Source organism: Streptomyces sp. NPDC038707 (assembly GCF_040636485.1).
In the GTDB taxonomy this organism is placed as follows: Bacteria; Actinomycetota; Actinomycetes; order Streptomycetales; family Streptomycetaceae; genus Streptomyces.
The window spans coordinates 374,327-396,307 of sequence record NZ_JBEZUP010000003.1; the positions used below are offsets into that span (position 1 = coordinate 374,327).

Consider the following 21,981-nt stretch of genomic DNA (forward strand, 5'->3'; position numbering starts at 1 on the left):
GGCCGGGCTCCGCATCACCCGGGTACCGGGCAGTTGCCGCGCGTGGCCCGGGGCTCACGGGGTAGGGCTGCGGTAACCCGTCCCGTACGGGCCGTGGCACCCGCACCCCGACAAGGAGGCCCCCGTGGCCGCTCGCCTCAAGATCCCGGCCCCGTCCAAACCCGTGGCGGCACCGTCCGCCGAGCCCGGCCAGGCGCCGGTGTGCGTCTTCAGCGCGGAGAGCGCGTCCGCGCAGGCCCCGCTGACCAGCGAACCGCCGCTGCCCGACGCCGAGCCGCTGACCAGCGAGCCCCCGCTCGCCGAGGCCGCCCCGCTGACCAGCGAGTCCGACCCGGTCCCGGACTTCTGCGCGCCGGGGCTGTAGATGGCCGCGGCGCCCGAGGAGCACCCCGACACGCCGTCCGCCGACCTCGCCCGGCTCGCCGGCCTGTACGGGGTCGCCACGTCCTACCGCCCCGCCCCGGACCGTACGGTCCAGGTCCCCGCCTCCGCCGTGACCGCCGCCCTCGCGGCCCTCGGCGTCGACGCGAGCGGCCCGGACGCGGTGCGCGCCGCCCTCGCCGCCCGGGAGCGCGAGCTGAGCGAGCGGCTGCTGCCGCCGACGGTGGTCCACTGGGCCGGCGCCGAGCCGCCCGCCGCCCTGACCGGCCTGCCCCCCGGCACCCGGCTGCGCGTCGGGACGGAGGACGGGCAGGACCGGGAGGACGTCGCGGACCTGCCGCCCGGCGTCCACCGGCTGACCGCCACCGCCCCAGACGGCCGCACCGGCGAGGCCCACCTCGTCGTCGCGCCGGACCGGCTCCCCGCCCCGCCCGCCCGCGCGTACGGCCTCCTCGTCCAGCTGTACTCCCTGCTCTCCCGCCGCTCCTGGGGCATGGGCGACCTCGCCGACCTCGCGGAGCTGGCCGGCTGGGCCGGACGCACCGCCGGCGCCGGGTTCGTGCAGGTCAATCCGTTGCACGCGGCCGTACCCGGCGCGCCCACCGACCCCTCCCCGTACCGCCCCTCCTCCCGCCGCTTTCCCGACCCCGTCCACCTGCGGATCGAGGACGTCCCCGAGTTCGCGTACGTAGAGGACCGCGAGCGGCTCGGCGCGCTGGTGGAGCGGGCCGGGCGGCTGCGCGCCGCCGTCCTGGAGAAGGGCGCGCTCATCGACCGGGACGCCGTGTGGGAACTGAAGCGGGAGGCCCTGGAACTGGTCCTGGAGGTGCCCCTGGGCCCCGGCCGGCAGGCCGCCTACGACGCCTTCCGCGCCGCCCACGGCCAGGCCCTCGTCGACCACGCCACCTGGTGCGCCCTCGCCGAGGTGCACGGCCCCGACTGGCACGGCTGGCCGGACGGACTGCGCGACCCGCGCTCGGCCGCCACCGCCCGGGCCCGGTCCGAGCTCGCCGGCCGGGTGGAGTTCCACGCCCGCCTGGCCTGGCTCACCGACGGCCAGCTCCGGGCCGCCCAGCGCGCCGCCCGCGAGGCCGGCCAGCCCGTCGGGATCGTGCACGACCTCGCCGTCGGCGTGCATCCGGCCGGCGCCGACGCCTGGGCCCAGCAGGACGTGTTCGCCGCCGGCATGTCCGTCGGCGCCCCGCCGGACGCCTTCAACGCCCGCGGCCAGGACTGGGGCCTGCCGCCCTGGCGCCCTGACCGGCTGGCGGAGACCGGTTACGCGCCCTACCGCGAGCTGCTGCGCGCCCTGTTCCGTTACGCCGGCGCCCTGCGCATCGACCACGTCATGGGCCTGTTCCGGCTCTGGTGGGTCCCGGCGGGCAGCCCGCCCACCGAGGGCACCTACGTCCACTACGACGCCGACGCCCTGCTCGCCGTCCTCGCGCTGGAGGCCGGCCGCGCCGGGGCGGTGGTGATCGGCGAGGACCTGGGCACCGTCGAGCCCGGGGTGCGCGAGGCGCTCCAGCGGCGCGGGGTGCTCGGCACCTCCGTGCTGTGGTTCGAGCGGGACTGGGAGGGCGACGGCCGCCCGCTGCCGCCCGAGCGCTGGCGCGCCGACTGCCTGGCCACCGCCACCACGCACGATCTGCCGCCCACCGCCGCCCGTCTCACCGGCGACCACGTCGAACTGCGCGACCGCCTCGGCCTGCTGGCCCGCCCGGCCGTCGAGGAGAAGGCCGAGGCCACCGCCGACGCGGCGGAGTGGCTGGCCCTGCTCGGCAGCCTCGGCCTTCTGGACCTGACGGCGGCCGGTCCGCCCGGCTCCGCCGAGGAGGAGGAGATCCGCGCCGTCCACCGCTTCCTGCTGCGCACCCCCGCCCGGCTGATCGGGGTCTGGCTCCCGGACGGCGTCGGCGACCGCCGCCCGCAGAACCTGCCCGGCACCTGGGACGAGTACCCGAACTGGCGGCTGCCGCTCGCCGACGCGGAGGGCCGCCCGGTCGCCCTGGAGGAACTGGTCGCCTCGCCGCGGCTGCGCGGACTGCTGGGCGTGCTCCGGGAGGACCACGGCCGGGAGACTGAGGACCGGGCGCCGTGAGCGGTGCGCGGGGGCTCCGGCCCCCGCGTCGCCGGCCGCCGTGCCCCCGGCGGTAAGGCACCCCGGGCGCGCGGCCTTCAGCCCGGTTCGCTAACTTGAATGCGTGGACAAGAACAACGCCCTGCGCGCCGGCGCCCTGGCCGCCGGTACGACGCTGATGATGCTGCTCATGTCGTCCCCCGCGCTCGCGCTGACCCGCGACGACGGTGACGACCCCGGCCCGGGCCTGAGCGTCATCCAGACGCTGGGCCTGTACGTCTTCCTCCCGCTGGTGCTGTTCGCGGTCATCGCCGGTCTGGTCATGCTGCTGGACAGGACGCGGGCCAAGAAGGACACCACCTCGTCCAACGTCAACGTCAAGTCCGGGGCAGGGGCCAAGGCCTGACCGCCTCGTCGGTTCGTTCGCCGGGGGCGCCCGTCCTCCCGTCGGTACGCGCGTACGCCGTACCCGGGTGAGACCGGCGCCCCCGGCGTTTTCCGTGTGCGCCGTACCGGGGTGACCGGCGGCGCGCCGGCGTTCTCCGTGCGCGCTACTCGGCCGTGGCGGCGAGCAGCGTGCGCAGCAGGCCGGCCAGGTGGCCGGCCTGCTGCGCGTCCAGGCCGGCCAGCGCGGCGCTCTCCTCGGCCAGCCCCGCCTCCACCGCCTCGTCGATCAGCCGCAGCCCCTCGTCGGTGAGGGTCACCTTCAGACCGCGCCGGTCGTGCGGGTCGGGGGAGCGGCGCAGCAGCCCGGCGCGTTCCAGTTTGTCCAGGCGGCCGGTGGTCCCGCCGGTGGTGAGCATGAGGGTGGCCGACAGCTCGCGCGGGGAGAGCGTGTACGGCTCGCCGGAGCGGCGCAGGGTGGCGAGGACGTCGAACTCGCCCCGGGAGATCCCGTGGGCCCGGTAGGCCCGCTCCATCCGGTCGCCCATCGCGCGGGAGAGCCGGAAGATCCGGCCGAAGACCTCCATCGGCCGGGTGTCCAGGTCGGGGCGGACCCGCGCCCACTGTTCGATGATCGCGTCGACCGGGTCGGCTGGCTGTGCGTGCATGCCCCGATTATCGGGGCCCTCTAGCTTGCCCGCAAGAAAGCCACTTGGAAGCCACTTGCGTCTAAGTAGCTTAGCGCTAAGCTACTTACTAGCTACCTAGCCCGTACGACTCTCCGAAGGGGCTCCGCCATGGCCACCACCCGCACGCCCGGCACGGCCGCCGCCATCGCCGTCACCGCGCTCGCTCCCGTCTCCTGGGGCACCACCTACGCCGTCACCACCGAGTTCCTGCCGCCGGACCGCCCCCTGTTCACGGCCCTGCTGCGGGCCCTGCCCGCGGGTCTGCTGCTGCTCGCCGCGACCCGGGTGCTGCCGCGCGGCATCTGGTGGGCCAAGGCGGCCGTCCTCGGGGCGCTGAACATCGGCGCCTTCTTCCCGCTGCTGTTCGTCGCGGCGTACCGGCTGCCCGGCGGGATGGCCGCGGTCGTCGGCTCGGCCGGGCCGCTGTTCGTCGTCGGCCTGTCCGCGCTGCTCCTCGGGCAGCGGCCCGCCCTCCGCACGCTGCTCACCGGGCTGGTGGCCGCGTTCGGCGTCAGCCTCGTCGTGCTGAAGGGAGCCGGCGCGCTGGACCTGGTCGGCGTCCTCGCGGCCCTCGCCTCCACCGCCGCCATGGCCACCGGCACCGTGCTGACCAAGCGCTGGGGCCGCCCGGCGGGGGTCGGGCCGCTGGCCCTGACCGGCTGGCAGCTCACCGCGGGCGGCCTGCTCATCGCGCCGGTCGCGCTGCTGGCCGAGGGCGCCCCGCCCGCCCTCGACGGCCGGGCCGTGGGCGGCTACCTCTACCTGGCCCTGGCCAACACGGCCCTCGCCTACTGGCTCTGGTTCCGCGGGATCGGCCGGCTCACTGCCACCCAGGCCGGATTCCTCGGCCCGCTCTCCCCGCTGACCGCGGCGGTCGTCGGCTGGGCGGCCCTCGGCCAGGCGCTCACCCCGGTGCAGACGACGGGCCTCGCGCTGGCGTTCGGGGCGACGGTCGCGGGGCAGCTGGGTGGCGGCGGGACCCGACTGTTCAGGCGAGCTGAAAAGAACGATCGCAAAGATTCGATGGACCTGATGCTTCCGGCCCTGCGACGGTAGAACGACCGCCCCGTCCCAGCCGAGCAGGAAGGCCCCCTGTGCCCGCAGCCGCGCACCAGACCACCCTCGCCACCGCCCCCCGCGCCCCCCGCTCCCGCCAGGCCGCCGCCCCCCTTCTCGGCCTCGCCTGCGCCGCGCTCGCCACGGTCGTCTGGTCCGGCAGCTTCGTCACCTCGCGCGGTCTGCACGACAGCGTCCCGCCCGTCCAGCACGCCTTCTGGCGGTGGGTGATCGCGCTGCTCGCCGTCGCCCCCTTCGGCGCCCGCCGGGCCTGGCGGCAACGGCACCTCCTGCGGCGGCACGCCCGCTACGTCCTCCTCGTCTCCCTCCTCGGCGTCGCTGTCTACAACACCCTGGTCAACCAGGCCGGCCTGACCACCCCGGCCGCCACCATGGGCATGATCATGGCCGCCTCACCGGTGCTCATGGCCCTGTTCGAGCGGCTGGGCGGGGTGGGTCGGCACTCGTGCGGAGACGCGGTCCACACTCAGGCGCGGCGGGAGACCGAGTTCGGCGAGCAGGGCGGGGGTGCCGCCCCTGATCTTCCGCTTCTCCGCGATGGCGGTCCCTCTGGCGAGTGCCGAGGGATAGTACGACTTGACCAGTTCGACAGGCTCCCCGTCGATGGAGAGCACCTGGTGCCGCAGGAAGACCGTCTCGTCGTCGGCGATGCCCAGGACCGCCGCGACATCGGCGGGAGGCCGGACCTCACTCACGCCGAGGAGGGTGCTTCGGGCTTCGCCGCCCAGCTTCCCGGCCTCGGTGAGCCAGCGGAACGGCTGCCCGGGCCCGGCCGGAGCGTACGAGCGCACCCAGGTCGGCCCGCACATCACCCGGTACCTGACGACAGGGCACTACTTCTCCCTCCTCAACGGCGGCAACGCCGTCAACTTCCTGCACGGCGCCAGCGTGGGGCCGTTCATCTTCCTGGTGCAGGCCGGGATAGTCGCCGCTTCCGCCGTGCTCGCCGGTGGCGGACTCTGCCCGGGCATGCACGAGACCGGCCCGGCCGATCGCGCCGCCATCGCCGCGACCCGGCTCGACTACTTCAACCAGTGAGGACGTACTGTGCCCGTCACAGCCGATCACATCCGCGCGACCGTCGACGCGTACCTGAATGCCCGCCCCGAGGAGAAGGAGCGGCTCGCCTGCATCACGGCACTCCTCGACGACCCGGCGGCGGACATCACCAGTCGCAAGGAGTTCCGGGGGCACGCCACGGCGGGAGCGGTCCTGGCCGATCCCGCCGGACGAGTCCTCCACATCGAGCACCTGGCCCTGAAACGCTGGCTGCTGCCCGGCGGACACCTGGAGCCGGGCGACGCCACTCTCCTCGCCGCGGCACTGCGCGAGCTGACCGAGGAAACCGGCATCCCTGGCTCGGCTGTCGTCCCGGTAGGGGAGTGGCCCGTGCACATCGACATCCACCCGATCCCGGCCCATCCCGCCAAGGGCGAGCCGGAACACCGGCACTTCGACTTCCGGTTCGTGTTCCGCACGGCGGCCGGCGTCGGTGAACTCCAGGCCGAGGAGGTGACGGACGCCGCCTGGCGATCCGCCGACACGATCGAGGACGAGGCGCTGCGCGACCGGGTTCTCCTCGCCCTGCGCTGATCGGTCGGCGCACACGAAAGGGCGCCCGGTGCGGAGACCGGGCGCCCTTCGGTGGTGGGTCAGTGGGACGTCGCAGCCGCGTCCGCCGCCTGGGCCTTCAGGGCCCGTTCGATGCCCGCGCGGGACTCGGAGACCAGGCGGCGCAGGGCCGCGTTCGGCTCGGCCGTGGCCAGCCAGGTGTCCGTCTTGGCGAGGGTGTCCTCGGACACCTGGACCGCCGGGTACAGACCGACCGCGATCTGCTGGGCCATCTCGTGCGACCGGGACGCCCACACGTCCTTGAGGACCTCGAAGTACCGGTCGGTGTACGGCGCGAGCAGCTCCCGCTGGTCGGTCTGCACGAAGCCGCCGATCACGGCCTCCTGCACGGCGTTGGGCAGCTTGTCGGAGTCGACGACCGAGGCCCACGCCTCCGCCTTCGCCTCCGGCGTCGGGCGCGCGGCGCGGGCGGTGGCCGCGTGCCGCTCGCCGGCCGCCGTCCGGTCCCGCTCGTACTCGGCCGCGATCTCTGTCTCGTCGTACCGGCCGACCGCCGCGAGCCGCTCCACGAACGCCCAGCGCAGCTCGGTGTCCACGGCCAGGCCCTCGACGGTCTGCGTGCCGTCGAGCAGCGCCTCCAGCAGGTCGAGCTGCTCGGGGGTGCGCGCGGTCGCCGCGAACGCCCGGGCCCAGGCCAGCTGGTGGTCGCTGCCCGCCTCGGCCGCCCGCAGGTGCGCCAGCGTGGCGTCGGTCCAGCGGGTCAGCAGCGCCTCGCGGGCGGACGGGTCGGCGTACAGGTCGACGGCCAGCTTCACCTGGCGGTGCAGCGACTGCACCACGCCGATGTCGGACTCCTTGCCGATGCCCGACAGCACCAGGGAGAGGTAGTCGCGGGTGGCCAGTTCGCCGTCCCGCGTCATGTCCCAGGCCGACGCCCAGCACAGCGCGCGCGGCAGCGACTCGGTGAAGTCGCCGAGGTGCTCGGTGACCACCGCGAGCGACCGCTCGTCCAGCCGGACCTTGGCGTACGACAGGTCGTCGTCGTTGAGCAGCACCACGGCCGGGCGGCGCCTGCCCGCCAGCTGCGGCACGGCCGTCAGCTCACCGTCGACGTCCAGCTCGATCCGGTCGGTGCGCACCAGCTTGCCCGCGTCGGACAGGTCGTAGAGGCCGATCGCGATGCGGTGCGGGCGCAGCACCGGCTCGCCCTGGGCGCCGGCGGGCAGCGCCGGGGCCTCCTGGCGGACGGCGAAGGAGGTGATGACCCCGTCGGCGTCCGTCTCCACCTCGGGGCGCAGGATGTTGATGCCGGCCGTCTCCAGCCACTTCTTCGACCAGGTCTTCAGGTCCCGGCCGGAGGTCTCCTCCAGGGCGCCCAGCAGGTCCGACAGGCGGGTGTTGCCGAACGCGTGCCGCTTGAAGTACGCCTGCACGCCCTTGAAGAACTCGTCCTCGCCGACGTACGCCACGAGCTGCTTGAGCACGCTGGCGCCCTTGGCGTAGGTGATGCCGTCGAAGTTGACGAGCACGTCGTCCAGGTCGCGGATGTCCGCCATGATCGGGTGGGTGGACGGCAGCTGGTCCTGCCGGTACGCCCAGGTCTTCATGGAGTTGGCGAACGTGGTCCACGAGTGCGGCCAGCGGGAACCGGGGGCCGCGGCCTGGCAGGCGATCGACGTGTACGTGGCGAACGACTCGTTCAGCCACAGGTCGTTCCACCACTCCATGGTGACCAGGTCGCCGAACCACATGTGGGCCAGCTCGTGCAGGATCGTCTCCGCGCGCACCTCGTACGCCGCGTCGGTCACCTTGGACCGGAAGACGTACTGGTCGCGGATGGTCACCGCGCCCGCGTTCTCCATCGCGCCCGCGTTGAACTCGGGCACGAACAGCTGGTCGTACTTCTCGAACGGGTAGGCGTAGTCGAACTTCTCCTGGAACCAGTCGAAGCCCTGCCGGGTGACCTCGAAGATGGCGTCGGCGTCCAGGAACTCGGCGAGCGAGGGCCGGCAGTAGATGCCGAGCGGCACCGACCGGCCGTCCTTCTCGTACACGCTGTGCACCGAGTGGTACGGGCCGGCGATCAGCGCGGTGATGTACGTCGAGATCCGCGGGGTCGGCTCGAAGGACCAGACGTTGTCCTTCGGCTCCGGGGCCGGCGAGTTGGAGATGACGGTCCAGCCCTCGGGCGCCTTCACCGTGAACGTGAAGGTGGCCTTCAGGTCCGGCTGCTCGAAGGAGGCGAAGACGCGGCGGGCGTCCGGCACCTCGAACTGCGTGTACAGGTACGCCTGCTCGTCCACCGGGTCGACGAAGCGGTGCAGACCCTCACCGGTGTTGGTGTAGGCGCAGTCCGCGACGACCCGCAGGACGTTGGGGCCCTCCAGCAGACCCGGCAGCGCGATCCGCGAGTCCTTGAAGACCTCGGCGGGATCGAGCGGGTCGCCGTTGAGGACCACCTCGTGGACGGCCGGGGCAACCAGGTCGATGAAGGACTCGGCGCCGCCCCGGGTGACGTCGAAGCGCACCGTGGTCACGGACCGGTAGGTACCCCCACCCTGCGCGCCGGAGAGGTCGAGATCGATCTCGTACGAGTCAACGGTGAGCAGCTCGGCCCGCTGCTGCGCCTCTTCGCGAGTCAGGTTTGTGCCAGGCACGCGGTCATCTCCTCGTTATGTGTCGGTTGCGCCATCCTTCCATGGGAGTGACGGGGAACGCGATGTCCGGTTCCCGCCGGTGCGCGTGGCGCCGGACCAGGACGGACACCCGGCCGCACACGGCACGCGGAAGGCCGCCCGGGGACGGCCTTCCGCGTCTCGCCGTTGCGCGGCGCGCGCTCAGCTCACCACGATCACCACGACACCGGTGCCGACGAAGCCGTTGTGGAAGCCGTTGCCGAAGAAGTTGTTCCGGAAGCCGCACCCGTTGCCCCAGCCGCAGCCGTGGTGGGTCGCGACCTGCCCCGGTGCGGCCGAGGCCGTACCCGCCGTGCCGATGGCGGCGCCGCCGGCCAGGACGGCGCCGGCCGCGGTCGCCGCGAACAGACGCCTCACGCGTGATGCTTTCATGGGCCTACCTTCCTTCCACGCCCTCGTGGGGGTTTCCGGTACGGGGGCGACGGTGCTGCCGCGGTGCGCACAGGCACGTCACGGGCGTAGCCGGTGCCGCGGGCGAGAGACACGGTCCGCGCCCTGCCGGGCCCGTGACCGGGGCACTCGCCGACGCCGGGCACACCGCCCGATCGCGGCCCTCCTCCCACACGCTAGCGGCCCCGCGACGGCTCGGCATCTCGGACCGCCCCGGCCCCCGCCCGTCCGCCACCGCCCTGAGGCGTCATCCGCCCAGCCGCCGGGCCTCCACCTCCGCCAGCGTCCGGGCGAACTCCCGTACCGTCTCCGTCTCCGCGTCCCGGTGCCAGACCAGGGCGAGTTCGGAGTCGGGGACGCCGTCCACGGGGACGTAGACGAGGTCGGTGCGCCGGTGCTGGGCGGCCGTCGGACGGCACAGCAGGAGCGCGCCGCGGCCGGCGGCGGCCAGGGACAGGGCCTCCTGAAGGGTCGTGGCCGCCGGACCGGGCAGCGCGCCGGGCGCGCGGGCGGCACGCCAGTACGGCGGGGCCGGCGCCGCCGCCCCGATCAGCGGGACGGCCGCGAGGTCCGCCGCGCCGACCCGCTCCCGCGCGGCGAACGCGTGCCGGCGGGAGACCGCCAGCGTGTGCCGCTGCCGGGAGAAGACCGGGCCGACGACCAGGTCGGTTTCCGCCACCGGCAGCAGCACCACCGCCGCGTCCACCGCGCCCCGCCGCACCGCCCCGAACGGATCCGCGTAGGGGATCTCCACCAGGCCGACCGACCGGGCCGGGTCCTCGGCCTCGAAGGCCGCGACCGCCTCCAGCAGCGCCGCGTAGGCCGTCCCCTGGAAACCCAGCCGCAGCGGCCCGGCCCCGCCCCGGGCCGCCGCCCGCGCGTCCGCCACCGCCGCGTGCAGCGCCCCGTACGCCGGACGCAGCCGCTCCAGGAAGCGTTCGCCGAGCGGGGTCAGCGCCACCCGGCGGCTGGAGCGGTGCACCAGCCGGGCCCCCACCCGGCGTTCCAGCGCGGCCAGCAACTGGCTCACCCGGCTCTGCGAGACGAACAACCGCTCCCCGGCCCGGCCGAAGTGCAGTTCCTCGGCGAGTGCCAGGAAGCACTCCAACTCCCGTAGCTCCAGCCCGGACACGCGTCTCCCTCCACCGATCACTCCCGCTCATGCAAGGGTGAGCGGAACGCCGTTGTTCCCGCGCGGCCCGCGGCAAAGGCTGGAGGGCATGGTCTTCCGCCGAACCCGCACCCCCCTCTCCTCCGCCCGGCCCGACACCCCGTCAGAGCCCGTGCGACGGCCCTGGGCCGCCGTCGGGATGCTCGCCGCCGCCACCTTCGCCGTCGTCACCACGGAGATGCTCCCCGTCGGCCTGCTCACCTCGCTCGGCGCGGGACTGGACGTCTCCGCCGGCACCGCGGGCCTCGCGGTCACCCTGCCCGGACTGGTCGCCGCCGTCGCCGCACCGCTGCTGCCGGTCGCCGTGCGCCGCGCCGACCGCCGGACCGTGCTGTGCGCGCTGCTGCTCCTGCTCGCCGCCGCCAACCTGCTCACCGCGCTCGCCCCCGCCTTCCCCGTGGTGCTCGTCGCCCGGCTGCTGGTCGGGGTGTGCATGGGCGGGGTGTGGGCGGTGGCCGCCGGACTCGGGGCGCGGCTGCTGCCCGGACCCTCGGCCGGCCGGGCCACCGCGCTGGTCTTCAGCGGGATCGCGGTCGCCTCGGTGCTCGGCGTGCCCGCCGGGACCTTCCTCGGCGCGGCGGCGGGCTGGCGCGCCGCCTTCGCCGCGATGACCGGCTGCGCGCTGCTGGTGGCGGCCGGGCTGGCCGTCGTGCTGCCGCCGCTGCCCGCCGAGGGGGCCGTCCGCCTCGGCGCGTTCCCCCGGCTGCTCGGTGCCGCGCGGGTGCGCCGGCTGCTGGCCACCATCGCCCTGCTGGTCACGGGCCACTTCGCCGCCTACACCTACGTCCGGCCCGTGCTGGAGCGCGTCCCGGGCACCGGACCGGGCCTGGTCGGCACCCTGCTGCTCGGCTACGGACTCGCGGGCGTCGCCGGGAACTTCGCGGGCGGCGCGCTCGCGGCCCGCCGTCCGCGCGGCGCCCTGCGGCTGATCGCCACCGTGCTCGGCGCGGTCGTCCTGCTGCTCGCCCCGGCGGGCGGCTCCACCGCCGGGTCGGCCGCGCTGCTGCTGGTGTGGGGACTGGCCTACGGCGGGGTGTCCGTGTCCGGCCAGCGGGCCCTCGCGGCCGCCGCGCCCGAGGCCCCGGAGGCGGCGTCCGCCCTGTTCGCCGGGGTGTTCAACGCGGCCATCGCCCTCGGCGCGCTGGCCGGCGGACGCCTCGCGGACGGGCCGGGACCGACCGCCGCGCTGGTCATGGGCGGTGTGCTCGCGTGGCTGGCGGCCCTCGTCCCGGGCCGGAACGCGCGCGGGGCGGCCACGTCACCGTGACCGCCCCGGACCGCGTGCGGCCCCTACTTCTTCGCCGACAGCTCCGCCGCCACCAGCTCCGCGATCTGCACCGCGTTCAGCGCGGCGCCCTTGCGGAGGTTGTCGTTGGAGATGAACAGCGCCAGACCGTTGTCCACCGTCTCGTCGCGACGGATCCGGCCGACGTACGACGGGTCCTGGCCGGCCGCCTGGAGCGGGGTCGGGATGTCGGACAGGGCCACGCCCGGCGCCTTCGCCAGCAGCTCGGTGGCGCGCTCCGGGGAGAGCGGGCGGGCGAAGCGGGCGTTGACCTGGAGGGAGTGGCCGGAGAACACCGGCACGCGCACACAGGTGCCGGACACCTTCAGCTCCGGGATCTCCAGGATCTTGCGGGACTCGTTGCGCAGCTTCTGCTCCTCGTCGGTCTCGTTCAGACCGTCGTCGACGATCGAACCGGCGAGCGGGAGCACGTTGAAGGCGATGGCGCGCTTGTAGACCTGCGGCTCGGGGAAGTCGACGGCCTGCCCGTCGTGGGTGAGCTTGTCGGCCTCGGCCGCCACCTTCTGCACCTGGCCGTGCAGCTCGGCCACGCCCGCGAGACCCGAGCCGGACACCGCCTGGTAGGTGGCGACGACCAGCGCTTCGAGGCCGGCCTCCTCGTGCAGCGGCCTCAGCACCGGCATCGCGGCCATCGTGGTGCAGTTCGGGTTGGCGATGATGCCCTTGGGACGGTCGGCGATCGCGTGCGGGTTCACCTCGGAGACCACCAGCGGGACCTCGGGGTCCTTGCGCCAGGCCGAGGAGTTGTCGATCACGACGGCGCCCTGGGAGGCGACCTTCTCGGCCAGCGCCTTGGAGGTCGCGCCGCCCGCGGAGAAGAGCACGATGTCCAGGCCGGTGTAGTCGGCGGTCGCCGCGTCCTCCACCGTCACCCCGTCCAGCACCGTCCCGGCCGAACGGGCCGAGGCGAACAGGCGCAACTGCGTGACCGGGAAGTTGCGCTCCGCGAGGATCCTGCGCATGACCGTGCCGACCTGACCGGTGGCTCCGACGATTCCGACCCTCACGGTGACTCCCTCTTGTGTCTCTCTTGCCTGACCGGGGCGTTTCCATCATGCGGCCGACCCCGGCCCACCTGTCCAATTCTTTGCCCGGCCTGCCCGAGGAATGGGACAGAACCACCCCGCGAACGGTTCCCCGCGTTCGCCCGGCACCCCGCTGAGCTGGAGGAATTCCCGTCCGGGAGGGCCCCGCGCCGCAAGCTGTGCCGTCCCGTCCCTGCCCGCGCGGGCCCCGGCCACACGAAGGTGTGACGTACGCCTCCACGGCCGGCCGCCGGACGCCGAACGTTCGGGCCCGCTGCCGCGTCGTAGGGGCACACGCGTGAGGGGGTGGCTTGTGCTGCGCGGAAAGGCGCGCCGCGACCAGGGAGCGACCGTCGCCGGCCGGGACCGGGCCGGCGACGATCCGCTGGACGCGGCCCAGGAACGCCGGGTGCGGGCGGTGCTCGCGCTGGGCGGGGTGCCGCAGTCGGACCTGCCGGACGGGGTACAGCAGGTCCGGCTGCGGCTGCTGGAACGGGCGGCGAGCGGGCGACAGGCGCCGCGGGACGTGTCGGCGTGGGCCGCGGTCGTCGCGTCCAACCTGGCGATGGACTGGCACCGGGCCAGGCGGCGCCGGGAGCGGCTGGGGGAGCGGCTGGCGGCGCTGTGCGAACCCGCGGGCCCCTCCGGGGAGGAGACCAGCCTGCTCTCCCTCGCCGTCGCCCGCGGCCTGGACGGGCTGCCGGCCGCCCAGCGGCAGGTGGTCGTCCTGCGCTTCTTCGCCGACCTGCCCGTACGGGACATCGCCGAGGAGCTGGGCATCCCCGAGGGCACGGTCAAGAGCAGGCTCCACACGGCGGTCCGCGCCCTGCGCGCCCGCCTGCACGAGGACGAGGTGGTGTGACATGACCGCCGACCAGGGGAACGCGGGAGCTCCCGGAGGCGACCGGGATGCCGGCGGACCGGCGGAGTACGGCGGTACGGACGCCCTGATGGCCGCGATCACCGGGGAAGCCCTCCCGGCCGGGGCCCGCCGCGACCCCGTCTTCCTCGCCGCGCACCGGGCCGCGCAGGCCGACGTGGCGGTCCTGCGGGAGGGGCTGGCGCGGCTGGCCGGGGCGCTGACCGGGGAGGCGGCCCGGGAGGAGACCGCGAGCGGGGGCCGCACCCACGGGGACCGGGCCGATGAGCGACGGACCGGTGCGGAAGGGCCGGCCGGGGCAGAGGCGGCAGGAGACATCGCGACCGACGGCACCGTGCCCACCGGGTCCCCGGCCCCCCCGCCGGTCACCCCCCGCCCCCGCCGCCGTCCCCGCCCCGCCGGAGCGGCGCGGCCGCCTCGGCCCGGGCGGGCCGGCGGGCGGCGGCGGGCGGTACGGGGCGTGCTCGGCACGCTCGCCGGGGCCGTGGTCTTCGCGCTGGTGCTGGGCTTCGGCTGGATGGTGACCCGGGGCGGCGGCACGGCCGACGGCGGCGGTGACTCGGCGGCGGGTGGCGCCGACGCCGCTGGTAGCAAGGCAGTGAGCGGGGGGCGGTGGGCGGAGCCGGAGCGCCGGCTGGCCTGCTCGCGGCTGGTCGTGGAGGGCACCGTGGCGCGGGTGGAGCGGCGGCCGGAGGACTCCGGGAGCCGGGTCACGCTCACCGTGACCCGCTCCTACAAGCCCGCCGACGGTCCCGCCGACGTCACCGTCCTGCTCGGCGCGGACGCCCGGCCGGCGCCGCGGGCGGGACAGCACGTGCTGGTCGGGGTGGAACAGGGCGAGCGGTACGCGACCCTGTGGGCCGTCGGCGACACCCGCGTGGCCACCGAGCGCGCCTGGATCACCACGGCCCGGTCCGGCTCCCGCGACGCGCCCTGCCCGGTCGCCGACGACACCCTCCAGCAGGGCGGCTGACGCCCGGCACGGGAGGAGGGGCGGGTGTCCGTACGGACACCCGCCCCTCCTCCCCGGCCGTCACCCCGTTACGGCGTGACCTTGCCGAGCTTCACACTGGCCGTGCCGGCCGTCGTACCGCGCGCGTTCACCAGCTGGACCCGGCCGAAGAACTCACGGCCCGCCGGGGCCTCGGCCGTGGCCGTGACCTGGCCGGTGACCGTCGCCGAGGCGCCCGTGGCGAGGTGGACCGGGGCCGGGTCGGCGACCGTGACGGAGCCGAGCGCGGCGGAGAAGAACACGTCACGGTAGTCGTAGTCGGTCGAGCCGGCCGGGACCGCGTAGCCCACGACCTCGATGGTGTAGGTGCCGGCTGCCGGGGACGGCACGGTGACCGCCTCCTCCGAGTCGCCGTCGGCGGACTTGCCGACCTCCTTGCCGGACGCGTCGTACACCGCCAGGTCCAGGTCGGCCGCCGCGTCCGAGACGCCCCCGATGGCGACGTCGAGCGAGGTCGCGCCGGCCGGGACGGCCACCGTGGTGGTCCGCGTCTCGCCCTGCCTGATCGCCGGCCGGGCGGACTCGGCGGAGCCGAGCGGGCCGCCGGTCAGCGTGCCGTCCAGCGGGGCGTACCCGTTGGTCACCTTCCAGGTCGCGGCGACCGGGGTCCCCACCCTGGCCTCGGGCACGGTCACGGTCTCCGGGTCGAAGGCCGCGCCGAGGACGGAGACGTCCAGCCGGTAGGGGTTGTCGAGCAGCGGGGAGGTGCGCCGGGACTCGACCTCGACCTCCCAGACGCCGGGCTGCGGGTCGGCGTAGGCGCGCACGCCGGGCTTGCAGCCGTTGCCGTTGAGGTAATTGTGGTAGCAGTACGGCGTGCCGGTGTTGTCGGACGGGACGCCGTAGGGGTGGACGGCGATGAACCGGGTCTGGCTGCCGTCCTTCAGCCCGCCGAGCGCGACCTCCAGGCTGGTGGCGCCCCCGGGCACGGTCAGGAAGTACGACCGGGTGCTGTTGCGCTGCACGGAACCGGTCGCGGACCAGGTGTGCTTCACCGGTTCGGCGACGACGACCGTGGTGAGGATCTGCTTGTCGATGCCCTCGGTCCTCGGGTCGTCGACCTCCAGGATCGCGCTCTTGAGGCCCGCGGACCCCGGCGCCGCCTGCACCCTGACCGTCACCGGCTGGTTCAGCGGGAGGCGGACGACGTCGTCACCGACGATCCGGAAGGTGTGCCCGGCGTTGTTCTCGAAGTGCAGCTCGTGCCGGACCGCCTTGTCGGGGCCGGACGTACGGGTGATCGTGACGTCGTACGTCTTCTTCCGGCCCGCCTCCAGGCCGCCCTCGCGGTCGTAGAGGCCGGTGCCGTGGCCGGGGGTCTTCAGGGCGTCGTCGATCGCGGTGTCGACCGGCGCCACGACCGTGTAGTCGTGGGCGTCGGCGCCGTCCTCGATGGCGTCCCAGGCGTCCACGACGTTGATCAGGCCCGCGCCCTCCTCGTACGCCTGGACGCCCTTGATGTGGTCGGCGGTCGAGGTCAGCGCGGTGCGCAGCCGGGCCGGGGTGAGGCCGATGCCCTCGCGCTTGGCGGCCGACAGTAGCAGGGCGGAGGCGCCGGTGGCCTGCGGGGCGGCCATCGAGGTGCCCTGGAGCATCGAGTAGCCGGCCGGGAGGGAGTAGCCCGCCTCGGCGACCGGGGCGCCCGGCAGCCAGGTCTGGGTGGTGTTGACCGCGGCGCCGGGCGCGCTCAGGGTCGGGGTGAAGCCGCCGTCTTCACGCGGGCCGCGCGAGGAGAACGGCATCATCGCGTACTTCTTCTCGACGACCGAGCCGTAGTCGGCGGCCCACGTCTCCTTGGAGATCGTCGCGCCGACGGAGATCACCTTGTCGGCCAGGCCCGGGTCACCGATGGTGTTGGCGCCCGGCCCGGAGTTGCCGGCGGAGATCACCAGCTGGACGCCGTAGGTGTCGATGAGCCGGGTGTACAGCTCGGCGCGCGCGTTGTTGCCGTCGTTGAGCGCGGGCAGTCCGCCGATCGACATGTTGACGATGTCGACGCCGCGCTTGGTCACCAGGTCGATCATGCCCTCGGTGAGGGCGACGTTGGTGCAGCCGCCGGTCCAGGTGCAGGCCCGCGAGGAGACGATCCTCGCGCCGGGGGCCGCGCCGTTCATCTTGCCGCCGAACAGCCCGTGGGCGGCGGTGATGCCGGCGACATGGGTGCCGTGCTCGGACTCGATGACACCGATGCTGACGTAGTCGGCCTTGGCGCCGGAGGCGTTGTAGACGACGTCCTTGCGGGTCTCGACCACGAACGGGACGCGCTCGGCGACGTCGGTCGCCGGGTCGTCGGTGCCGAAGTGGCCGACCTGGAAGCCGTCCTTGTACGGCTTCATCGCCGGGTCGTCGGTGAAGTCCAGGTTGTCGTTCGTGTCGACGCGGACCGTGCCGGCGGCCGGGTCGTACAGCACGCCCCAGGCGTCGGTGGTGTCGCCGTCCCGGTTGAGGTCGCCCTTCTCGTCGCCGCCGGCGGTCGCGGACTCGTACAGGTAGTTGAACTTGTACGAGCCCTCGGGCGCCGTGAACTTCTCGGTGCCCTGCGCGGTGGTGACCGAGAAGGCCGGGCCGGTGACGCCGGTGGTCATCCGCCGCCAGGTGCCGTCGCCGTCGGTGACCGGGTCGGTCGCGGTCACCCAGTCGACGATCTTCCGCTCGCCGGTGGTCGTCGTGCGCAGCGCCGGGTGGCCGAGGTCGACGCCGGAGTCGAGGATGCCGATGGTGACCCCGCGCCCGTCCGCCTTCGGGTGCTCCCGGACGAAGTCCACGGCACCGGTCTCGAAGGAGGGGTTGTACGGGTTCTCCGCCGGGGTGTTGCGGCCAGGCGCCGGGTAAGCCGCCGTGCCTGAGGGGGACTTGGCGCCCGTGGGCACCGGGTCGTCCAGCGGGATCTCCTGCTTGAGGTCGATGGCCCGCACGGAGGAGAGCTTCACGGCGGCGTCGATGGCCGAATCCGCGCGGCTCGTCGGGACGGTGGCCCGGACGTAGCCGAGCTCGTCGTCGGTGCGGCCCACCAGGCCGCCGTCGACCGCGTCCAGCTCCCCGGCGACCCGCTCCGTCTTCCCGGGCGAGGTCGCGATCATCAGGGTGACGCTCTTGGCGCCGTCGGCCTTGGCCTCGGCGAGCAGGGCGGCGTCGTCCGGACCCAGCTTGTCGGGGCCGGACTTGACGCCCGGCCCGGCGGCCGGGGCGGGCGAGGGCCCGGCGGCGAGGGCCGCCGGCACCGGTCCGGCCGCGGCGAGGGCGGCCACCACGCCCACGGCCACGGCTGTGCGGGCCAGGCGTCTCGGGCCGGATATGGGATCACGCTCGGGGGCGGTGTGGGTCATCGGCATCCCTCAGGTCAAGGAACGAGCGGACGGAAGCGCTCAGCCTGACCGAAAGGGAGCGATTTTGGGGACCGTTGACGCAATCGAAATGAACGTATGGGGAAAACCCGCTATGTGAAACGGGCATGTTCCGACGGTATGAGTCGCAATTCGGTCATTGCGTGCGGGCTGCCCCGCCCGCACCGGGAAAATCCCCCGCCGGCGCGCACACCGCCCGGCTAACGTCCGTCCATGCGAAGGAACTTGAGGGTGGCGGCCTACGCCGTGTGCTTCCGTGACGGACAACTCCTGCTCGCCCGGTCACCCGGGCCCGGCGGTGTCCCGGAGTGGGTGCTGCCCGGCGGCGGCATGGAACACGGCGAGGACCCGTACGACACCGTCCGCCGCGAGGTCACCGAGGAGACCGGCTACCGCATCGAGGTGACCGGCCTGCTCGGCGTCCACTCCCGCCGGCTGACCGGGGACCCGCGCATCGGCCGCCACCTGGACCACCAGGCCCTGCGGATCATCTACACGGGCGAGGTCACCGGGGGCGAACTCCGCTACGAGACCGGCGGCTCCACCGACTTCGCCGCCTGGCACGACCTGGCCGCCGTCCCCGGTCTGGTCCGGGTGCCGCTCGTCGACATCGGGCTGCGGCTGTGGCGCGAACGCCCGCCGCACGGACGGCTCCCGGACCGGCCGGAAGAAGTGGCTCCGTAGGCGCGGAGAGAGCCGTCCCGGAAATGGCCGGTTGTCACTCAACCGGCCCGCACCCGGGCAACCCGCGCGCCCCGGCCCCGGTCCCTCCCCCCGACCGCTCCGCACCCACAGGCTGGGGAAGACATGCGCGTACGCACAGTTGTGACGGGTACCACCGCCCTGCTCCTCACGGCGGCCCTCGCGGGCCCGGCCCTCGCCGCCGGGCCCGCGCCCGGAGAGCACACCGCGACCCGCGCGGCCGTCCGGGCCGCCGTCGCGGCCGGGGCGCCCGGCGCGACCGCCACCGTGCGGGACGCCCACGGCACCTGGTCGACGGCGGCCGGCGTGGGCGACATCCGTACCGGCCGGCCGCGGTCGGCCCGCGACCACTACCGCGTCGGCAGCATCACCAAGACCTTCGTCGCCACCGTCCTGCTCCAGCTGGAGGCGGAGGGCCGGCTCTCCCTGGACGACTCGGTGGACACCTGGCTGCCGGGCCTGGTCCGCGGCCACGACCACGACGGCCGCCGCATCAGCGTCCGGCAGTTGCTCAACCACACCAGCGGCATCCACGACTACCTCGACGACGACGACTTCCGGCGCGACCACTTCACCGAGGCCGGCTTCCTCCAGCACCGCTACGACACCCTCACCCCGCGGGACCTGGTGGACGTGGCCATGCGGCACGCGCCGGACTTCGCGCCGGGCGCCTCCTGGGGGTACTCCAACACCAACTACGTCATCGCCGGGATGCTGATCGAGAAGGTGACGGGCCGCCCGTACGCCACCGAGATCACCCGCCGCGTCATCGCCCCGCTGCGCCTCGGGGCCACCTCGCTGCCCGGCACCCGCACCACCCTGCCCCGGCCGAGCGGCAGGGCGTACTCGACGTTCCGCGTCCCCGGCGGCCCGGTCCGCGACGTCACGGCCCTCAACCCCTCCCTGGCCTCCTCCGCCGGCGAGATGATCTCGGACTCCGCCGACCTCACCCGCTTCTACCGCGCCCTGCTCGGCGGGGCACTGCTGCCGCCCCGCCAGCTGCGGGAGATGAAGGACGCCGTGGACACCAAGGTGCACCCCGGCGTCCGCTACGGCCTCGGCCTCATGGACACCCGGCTGGCCTGCGGAACCCACGTCTGGGGCCACGACGGCGGGATCCACGGCTCGGTGTCCGAGGCGGCGGCGACGGAGGACGGCCGGCACGCCCTGGCCCTCAACCTCAACGGCGACTGGGCCGGGGACACGACGGCCGTGATCGAGAAGGAGTTCTGTCAGCCGGAGACACGGGTGAGCACCGGCAGGTAGCCGAGCGACTGGCCCGGCGCCGTGGGGTGGTACGACTCGGTGAGCGCCAGGACGTCGACGCTGCGCAGCCAGGGGCGGGACGAGCAGATCTCGTGGCCGGAGAAGGCGGCGGTGACGTCGGCGAAGGTGAACCCGTGGGCGGCCGCCCGCCCCGCGATCACCCCGTTCAGATGGTCCACGGCGTCGTTCAGGGCGGCGCGCTCGCCGTCCTGGAGGCCGAGCGCGCAGCCGCCCTTGAGGTGGTACAGGTGCGGGTAGCCCAGCACCACGACCCGGGCGGCGGGCGCCCGGTCCCGGATCGCCGTGTAGAGGCGGTCGAGACGGTCCGTCAGCGACCCGTCCATGGTGTCCAGGGCCCGGGACACGGCGCTGTGGCAGCGGTCGGCACCGCCGATCGCGCAGAGCGCCATGACCCCGGCGAAGCCCGAGTCGCTGCCGCCGACGGTGAGGGAGACCAGGGAGGTGCGCGGGCTGAGGTGGCCGAGCTGCTCGGCCAGCACCTCGTCGGTGCCGGCGCCGTTGCACGCGGCGAAGCTGAACGTGGCCGGCGCGTGGGCCTCGGCCCACAGCACGGGGAAGGCCCGGCTGCTGCGCTTGCACTCCTTGCCGGAGGCCAGGTAGTCGCCGGCGCCGACACCGGAGGAGTAGGAGTCGCCGAGGGCCACATAGCCGCCGGCCGGGGCGCGCGGGGTCACCTGGGCGGTCGCGGGGCCGGCGAGCGCGCACGCCGCCGCGAGGAGCAGGGAGCAGGCGACCGCCGTCGTTCGGGTCTTTCTCATGACTCTCCTGTACCGGGGCCCGTACCGCCCCGCCCGCCGCGTGCGTCCGCCCGGGTGAGTCCTCACCCGGGCGGACGATCAGAACTGGCCGGTCCGGCGGCTACCGGGGCAGCACGACGACGTACGCGGCCGGGTCGCGGTCGGCGGAGGCCATCAGCGCCGTCCGCACCACCGTCGCCTGCTGCTCCGGGCAGTCCCGCAGCTTCCTCGGCGTGAGGTGCACGACCGTGATGCCGAGGCGCTCCAGGTGCTCGCGCTTGCCGGCGTACCGCGACCACGCGGCGTCCTCGTCGTGCCGGGTGACCCGGGTGTCCAGCTCGACCGCCACCGCGTGGTCCGGCCAGTAGGCGTCCAGGCGGCCCAGGTCCGGGCCGCCGGGCAGCCGCAGCCCGACGTTCCACAGCGGGTCGGGCAGGCCGTACTCGCGGACCATCCGGTACAGCCGGCCCTCGGCGACCGAGCGGCCCTCCGCGAACACCGCGTCCACCGCGTCCGCCACGTGCGGCCGGTGCAGCAGCCGCGCCCGGGCCAGCTCCCGCAGCAGCGGGCCCGGTTCGCAGTGCCCGCCGCGCACCGCCTCGGTCAGCAGCCGCCGGACCGTCTCGGTGTCCGTCGGCTCCGCCAGCGCGTCCGCCAGCGCCCGGGCCACCGGTGCCACGGGCAGCCCCGCCATCCACTGCGGCTCGGGCGGCTCGGCGGTGCGCAGGACGCGGACGTAGCCGACGGAGCGCGGCCGGCGCGGCCGGGACACCAGGACGTCCACCCGGTTCAGCGCGGCCGGCGGCGGGGCGGCCGAGAACCCGTGCAGGGCCAGCGCCGCCGGCCCGGTGAGCACCGCGTCCGGGTACTGCGGCCGGTGCGGGCCCTGGGCGGTCGGCTGGGCCGGCACACCCTGCCGCGCCGCGCCGGCCGCGTACAGCAGGGCCCCGTGCAGCCGCTCCTCCCCGGTGGGCGGGCCGGAGTGCAGCAGGATCACCCGCGGCAGCAGCTCCCGCCAGGGGCCGTCGGGACCGCACCGCTCGGCCAGCTCGGCCGGGGACACGCCGTGGGCGCGCAGCTGGGCCGCCGTCAGGACCCGTCGGTGGACGTCGGCGAGGTGGTGCAGAGGGCGCGGGGAGAGGGGGGCGTCGTGCGTCATGGCCTCGGATTTCCCCCGCCCCGCCGGGCCCGTAACCGCTGTTACACATCCGTCGAAGAATGCGGACAAGACGGTACTAAAGGTCAGGT

At 74.7% G+C, this 21,981-nt stretch carries 19 protein-coding genes and 2 pseudogenes; 12 read left to right on the top strand and 9 right to left on the bottom strand.

Features of this window, described 5'->3' with window-relative positions; genetic code table 11:
• Window positions 1–124 precede the first annotated feature (124 nt).
• The 3 genes from AB0E62_RS06605 to AB0E62_RS06615 all read left to right on the top strand — a co-directional run bounded on the left by AB0E62_RS06605 (window position 125) and on the right by AB0E62_RS06615 (window position 2,867).
• Complete coding sequence (locus AB0E62_RS06605; protein WP_362189010.1) at window positions 125–364, top strand: hypothetical protein; 240 nt, start codon at window positions 125–127, stop codon at window positions 362–364.
• On the top strand, window positions 365–2,482 hold the full coding sequence (gene malQ / locus AB0E62_RS06610; RefSeq protein WP_362189013.1) for a 4-alpha-glucanotransferase: 2,118 nt from the start codon (window positions 365–367) through the stop codon (window positions 2,480–2,482).
• 103 nt (window positions 2,483–2,585) lie between these two features.
• Window positions 2,586–2,867, top strand: coding sequence for a hypothetical protein (locus AB0E62_RS06615; protein ID WP_362189016.1), 282 nt, complete (start codon window positions 2,586–2,588; stop codon window positions 2,865–2,867).
• 145 nt (window positions 2,868–3,012) lie between these two features.
• On the opposite strand, the gene AB0E62_RS06620 is transcribed toward AB0E62_RS06615, so the two are convergent.
• Window positions 3,013–3,513 carry a MarR family transcriptional regulator gene (locus AB0E62_RS06620; protein ID WP_362189019.1) on the bottom strand — a complete coding sequence of 167 codons (501 nt, stop codon included), beginning with the start codon at window positions 3,511–3,513 and terminating at the stop codon, window positions 3,013–3,015.
• A 129-nt stretch (window positions 3,514–3,642) separates the two neighbouring features.
• Between AB0E62_RS06620 and AB0E62_RS06625 the strand changes: the two genes are divergently transcribed.
• Complete coding sequence (locus tag AB0E62_RS06625) at window positions 3,643–4,590, top strand: EamA family transporter (RefSeq protein WP_362189022.1); 948 nt, start codon at window positions 3,643–3,645, stop codon at window positions 4,588–4,590.
• Window positions 4,591–4,628: 38 nt separating this feature from the next.
• A pseudogene (locus tag AB0E62_RS06630) lies at window positions 4,629–5,042 on the top strand (DMT family transporter); the annotation flags it as partial.
• Window positions 5,043–5,045: 3 nt separating this feature from the next.
• Here the strand turns inward: AB0E62_RS06630 and AB0E62_RS06635 are convergent.
• Window positions 5,046–5,390 (bottom strand): annotated as a pseudogene (locus AB0E62_RS06635) (UTRA domain-containing protein); the annotation flags it as partial.
• On the opposite strand from AB0E62_RS06635, the gene AB0E62_RS06640 reads away from it, so the two are divergent.
• A complete protein-coding gene (locus AB0E62_RS06640) occupies window positions 5,353–5,649 on the top strand; it encodes a hypothetical protein (RefSeq protein WP_362189024.1) in 297 nt (98 codons plus the stop codon). The pseudogene AB0E62_RS06635 and the gene AB0E62_RS06640 sit on opposite strands and share 38 nt — an antisense overlap.
• A gap of 9 nt (window positions 5,650–5,658) precedes the next feature.
• Window positions 5,659–6,204, top strand: coding sequence for an NUDIX domain-containing protein (locus AB0E62_RS06645; RefSeq protein WP_362189027.1), 546 nt, complete (start codon window positions 5,659–5,661; stop codon window positions 6,202–6,204).
• Between the two features lie 59 nt (window positions 6,205–6,263).
• Here the strand turns inward: AB0E62_RS06645 and pepN are convergent, their stop codons facing one another.
• The 3 genes from pepN to AB0E62_RS06660 form a co-directional block, all read right to left on the bottom strand.
• Window positions 6,264–8,840: an aminopeptidase N gene (pepN, locus tag AB0E62_RS06650; RefSeq protein ID WP_362189030.1), complete on the bottom strand. Its 2,577-nt coding sequence runs from the start codon at window positions 8,838–8,840 to the stop codon at window positions 6,264–6,266.
• Between the two features lie 180 nt (window positions 8,841–9,020).
• Window positions 9,021–9,251 (bottom strand): hypothetical protein, encoded by a 231-nt coding sequence (locus tag AB0E62_RS06655; RefSeq protein ID WP_362189033.1) that lies wholly within the window; start codon window positions 9,249–9,251, stop codon window positions 9,021–9,023.
• Between the two features lie 265 nt (window positions 9,252–9,516).
• Window positions 9,517–10,401, bottom strand: a complete 885-nt coding sequence (locus tag AB0E62_RS06660) for a LysR family transcriptional regulator (RefSeq protein ID WP_362189036.1) — start codon at window positions 10,399–10,401, stop codon at window positions 9,517–9,519.
• Between the two features lie 178 nt (window positions 10,402–10,579).
• On the opposite strand from AB0E62_RS06660, the gene AB0E62_RS06665 reads away from it, so the two are divergent.
• Window positions 10,580–11,707, top strand: coding sequence for an MFS transporter (locus AB0E62_RS06665; protein WP_362189190.1), 1,128 nt, complete (start codon window positions 10,580–10,582; stop codon window positions 11,705–11,707).
• A gap of 23 nt (window positions 11,708–11,730) precedes the next feature.
• Here AB0E62_RS06665 and AB0E62_RS06670 read toward each other — a convergent pair whose 3' ends face one another.
• Window positions 11,731–12,753 carry an aspartate-semialdehyde dehydrogenase gene (locus AB0E62_RS06670; protein ID WP_362189039.1) on the bottom strand — a complete coding sequence of 341 codons (1,023 nt, stop codon included), beginning with the start codon at window positions 12,751–12,753 and terminating at the stop codon, window positions 11,731–11,733.
• A 331-nt stretch (window positions 12,754–13,084) separates the two neighbouring features.
• Between AB0E62_RS06670 and AB0E62_RS06675 the strand changes: the two genes are divergently transcribed.
• Entirely contained in the window at window positions 13,085–13,633 is a 549-nt protein-coding gene (locus tag AB0E62_RS06675; RefSeq protein ID WP_362189193.1) for a sigma-70 family RNA polymerase sigma factor, read from the top strand.
• 1 nt (window position 13,634) lies between these two features.
• Complete coding sequence (locus AB0E62_RS06680) at window positions 13,635–14,624, top strand: hypothetical protein (protein WP_362189042.1); 990 nt, start codon at window positions 13,635–13,637, stop codon at window positions 14,622–14,624.
• Between the two features lie 68 nt (window positions 14,625–14,692).
• Here AB0E62_RS06680 and AB0E62_RS06685 read toward each other — a convergent pair whose 3' ends face one another.
• Window positions 14,693–17,989, bottom strand: coding sequence for a S8 family serine peptidase (locus AB0E62_RS06685; protein ID WP_362189045.1), 3,297 nt, complete (start codon window positions 17,987–17,989; stop codon window positions 14,693–14,695).
• A 231-nt stretch (window positions 17,990–18,220) separates the two neighbouring features.
• Here AB0E62_RS06685 and AB0E62_RS06690 point away from each other — a divergent pair, with 231 nt between their 5' ends.
• Both AB0E62_RS06690 and AB0E62_RS06695 read left to right on the top strand, forming a co-directional pair.
• Window positions 18,221–18,691 carry an NUDIX hydrolase gene (locus AB0E62_RS06690; protein WP_362189048.1) on the top strand — a complete coding sequence of 157 codons (471 nt, stop codon included), beginning with the start codon at window positions 18,221–18,223 and terminating at the stop codon, window positions 18,689–18,691.
• A gap of 123 nt (window positions 18,692–18,814) precedes the next feature.
• On the top strand, window positions 18,815–19,975 hold the full coding sequence (locus AB0E62_RS06695; protein ID WP_362189051.1) for a serine hydrolase domain-containing protein: 1,161 nt from the start codon (window positions 18,815–18,817) through the stop codon (window positions 19,973–19,975).
• Here AB0E62_RS06695 and AB0E62_RS06700 read toward each other — a convergent pair.
• Window positions 19,942–20,754, bottom strand: coding sequence for an SGNH/GDSL hydrolase family protein (locus AB0E62_RS06700; RefSeq protein ID WP_362189054.1), 813 nt, complete (start codon window positions 20,752–20,754; stop codon window positions 19,942–19,944). The two genes, AB0E62_RS06695 and AB0E62_RS06700, sit on opposite strands and share 34 nt — an antisense overlap.
• 100 nt (window positions 20,755–20,854) lie before the next feature.
• A complete protein-coding gene (locus AB0E62_RS06705; RefSeq protein WP_362189057.1) occupies window positions 20,855–21,892 on the bottom strand; it encodes a hypothetical protein in 1,038 nt (345 codons plus the stop codon).
• Window positions 21,893–21,981: the final 89 nt, after the last annotated feature.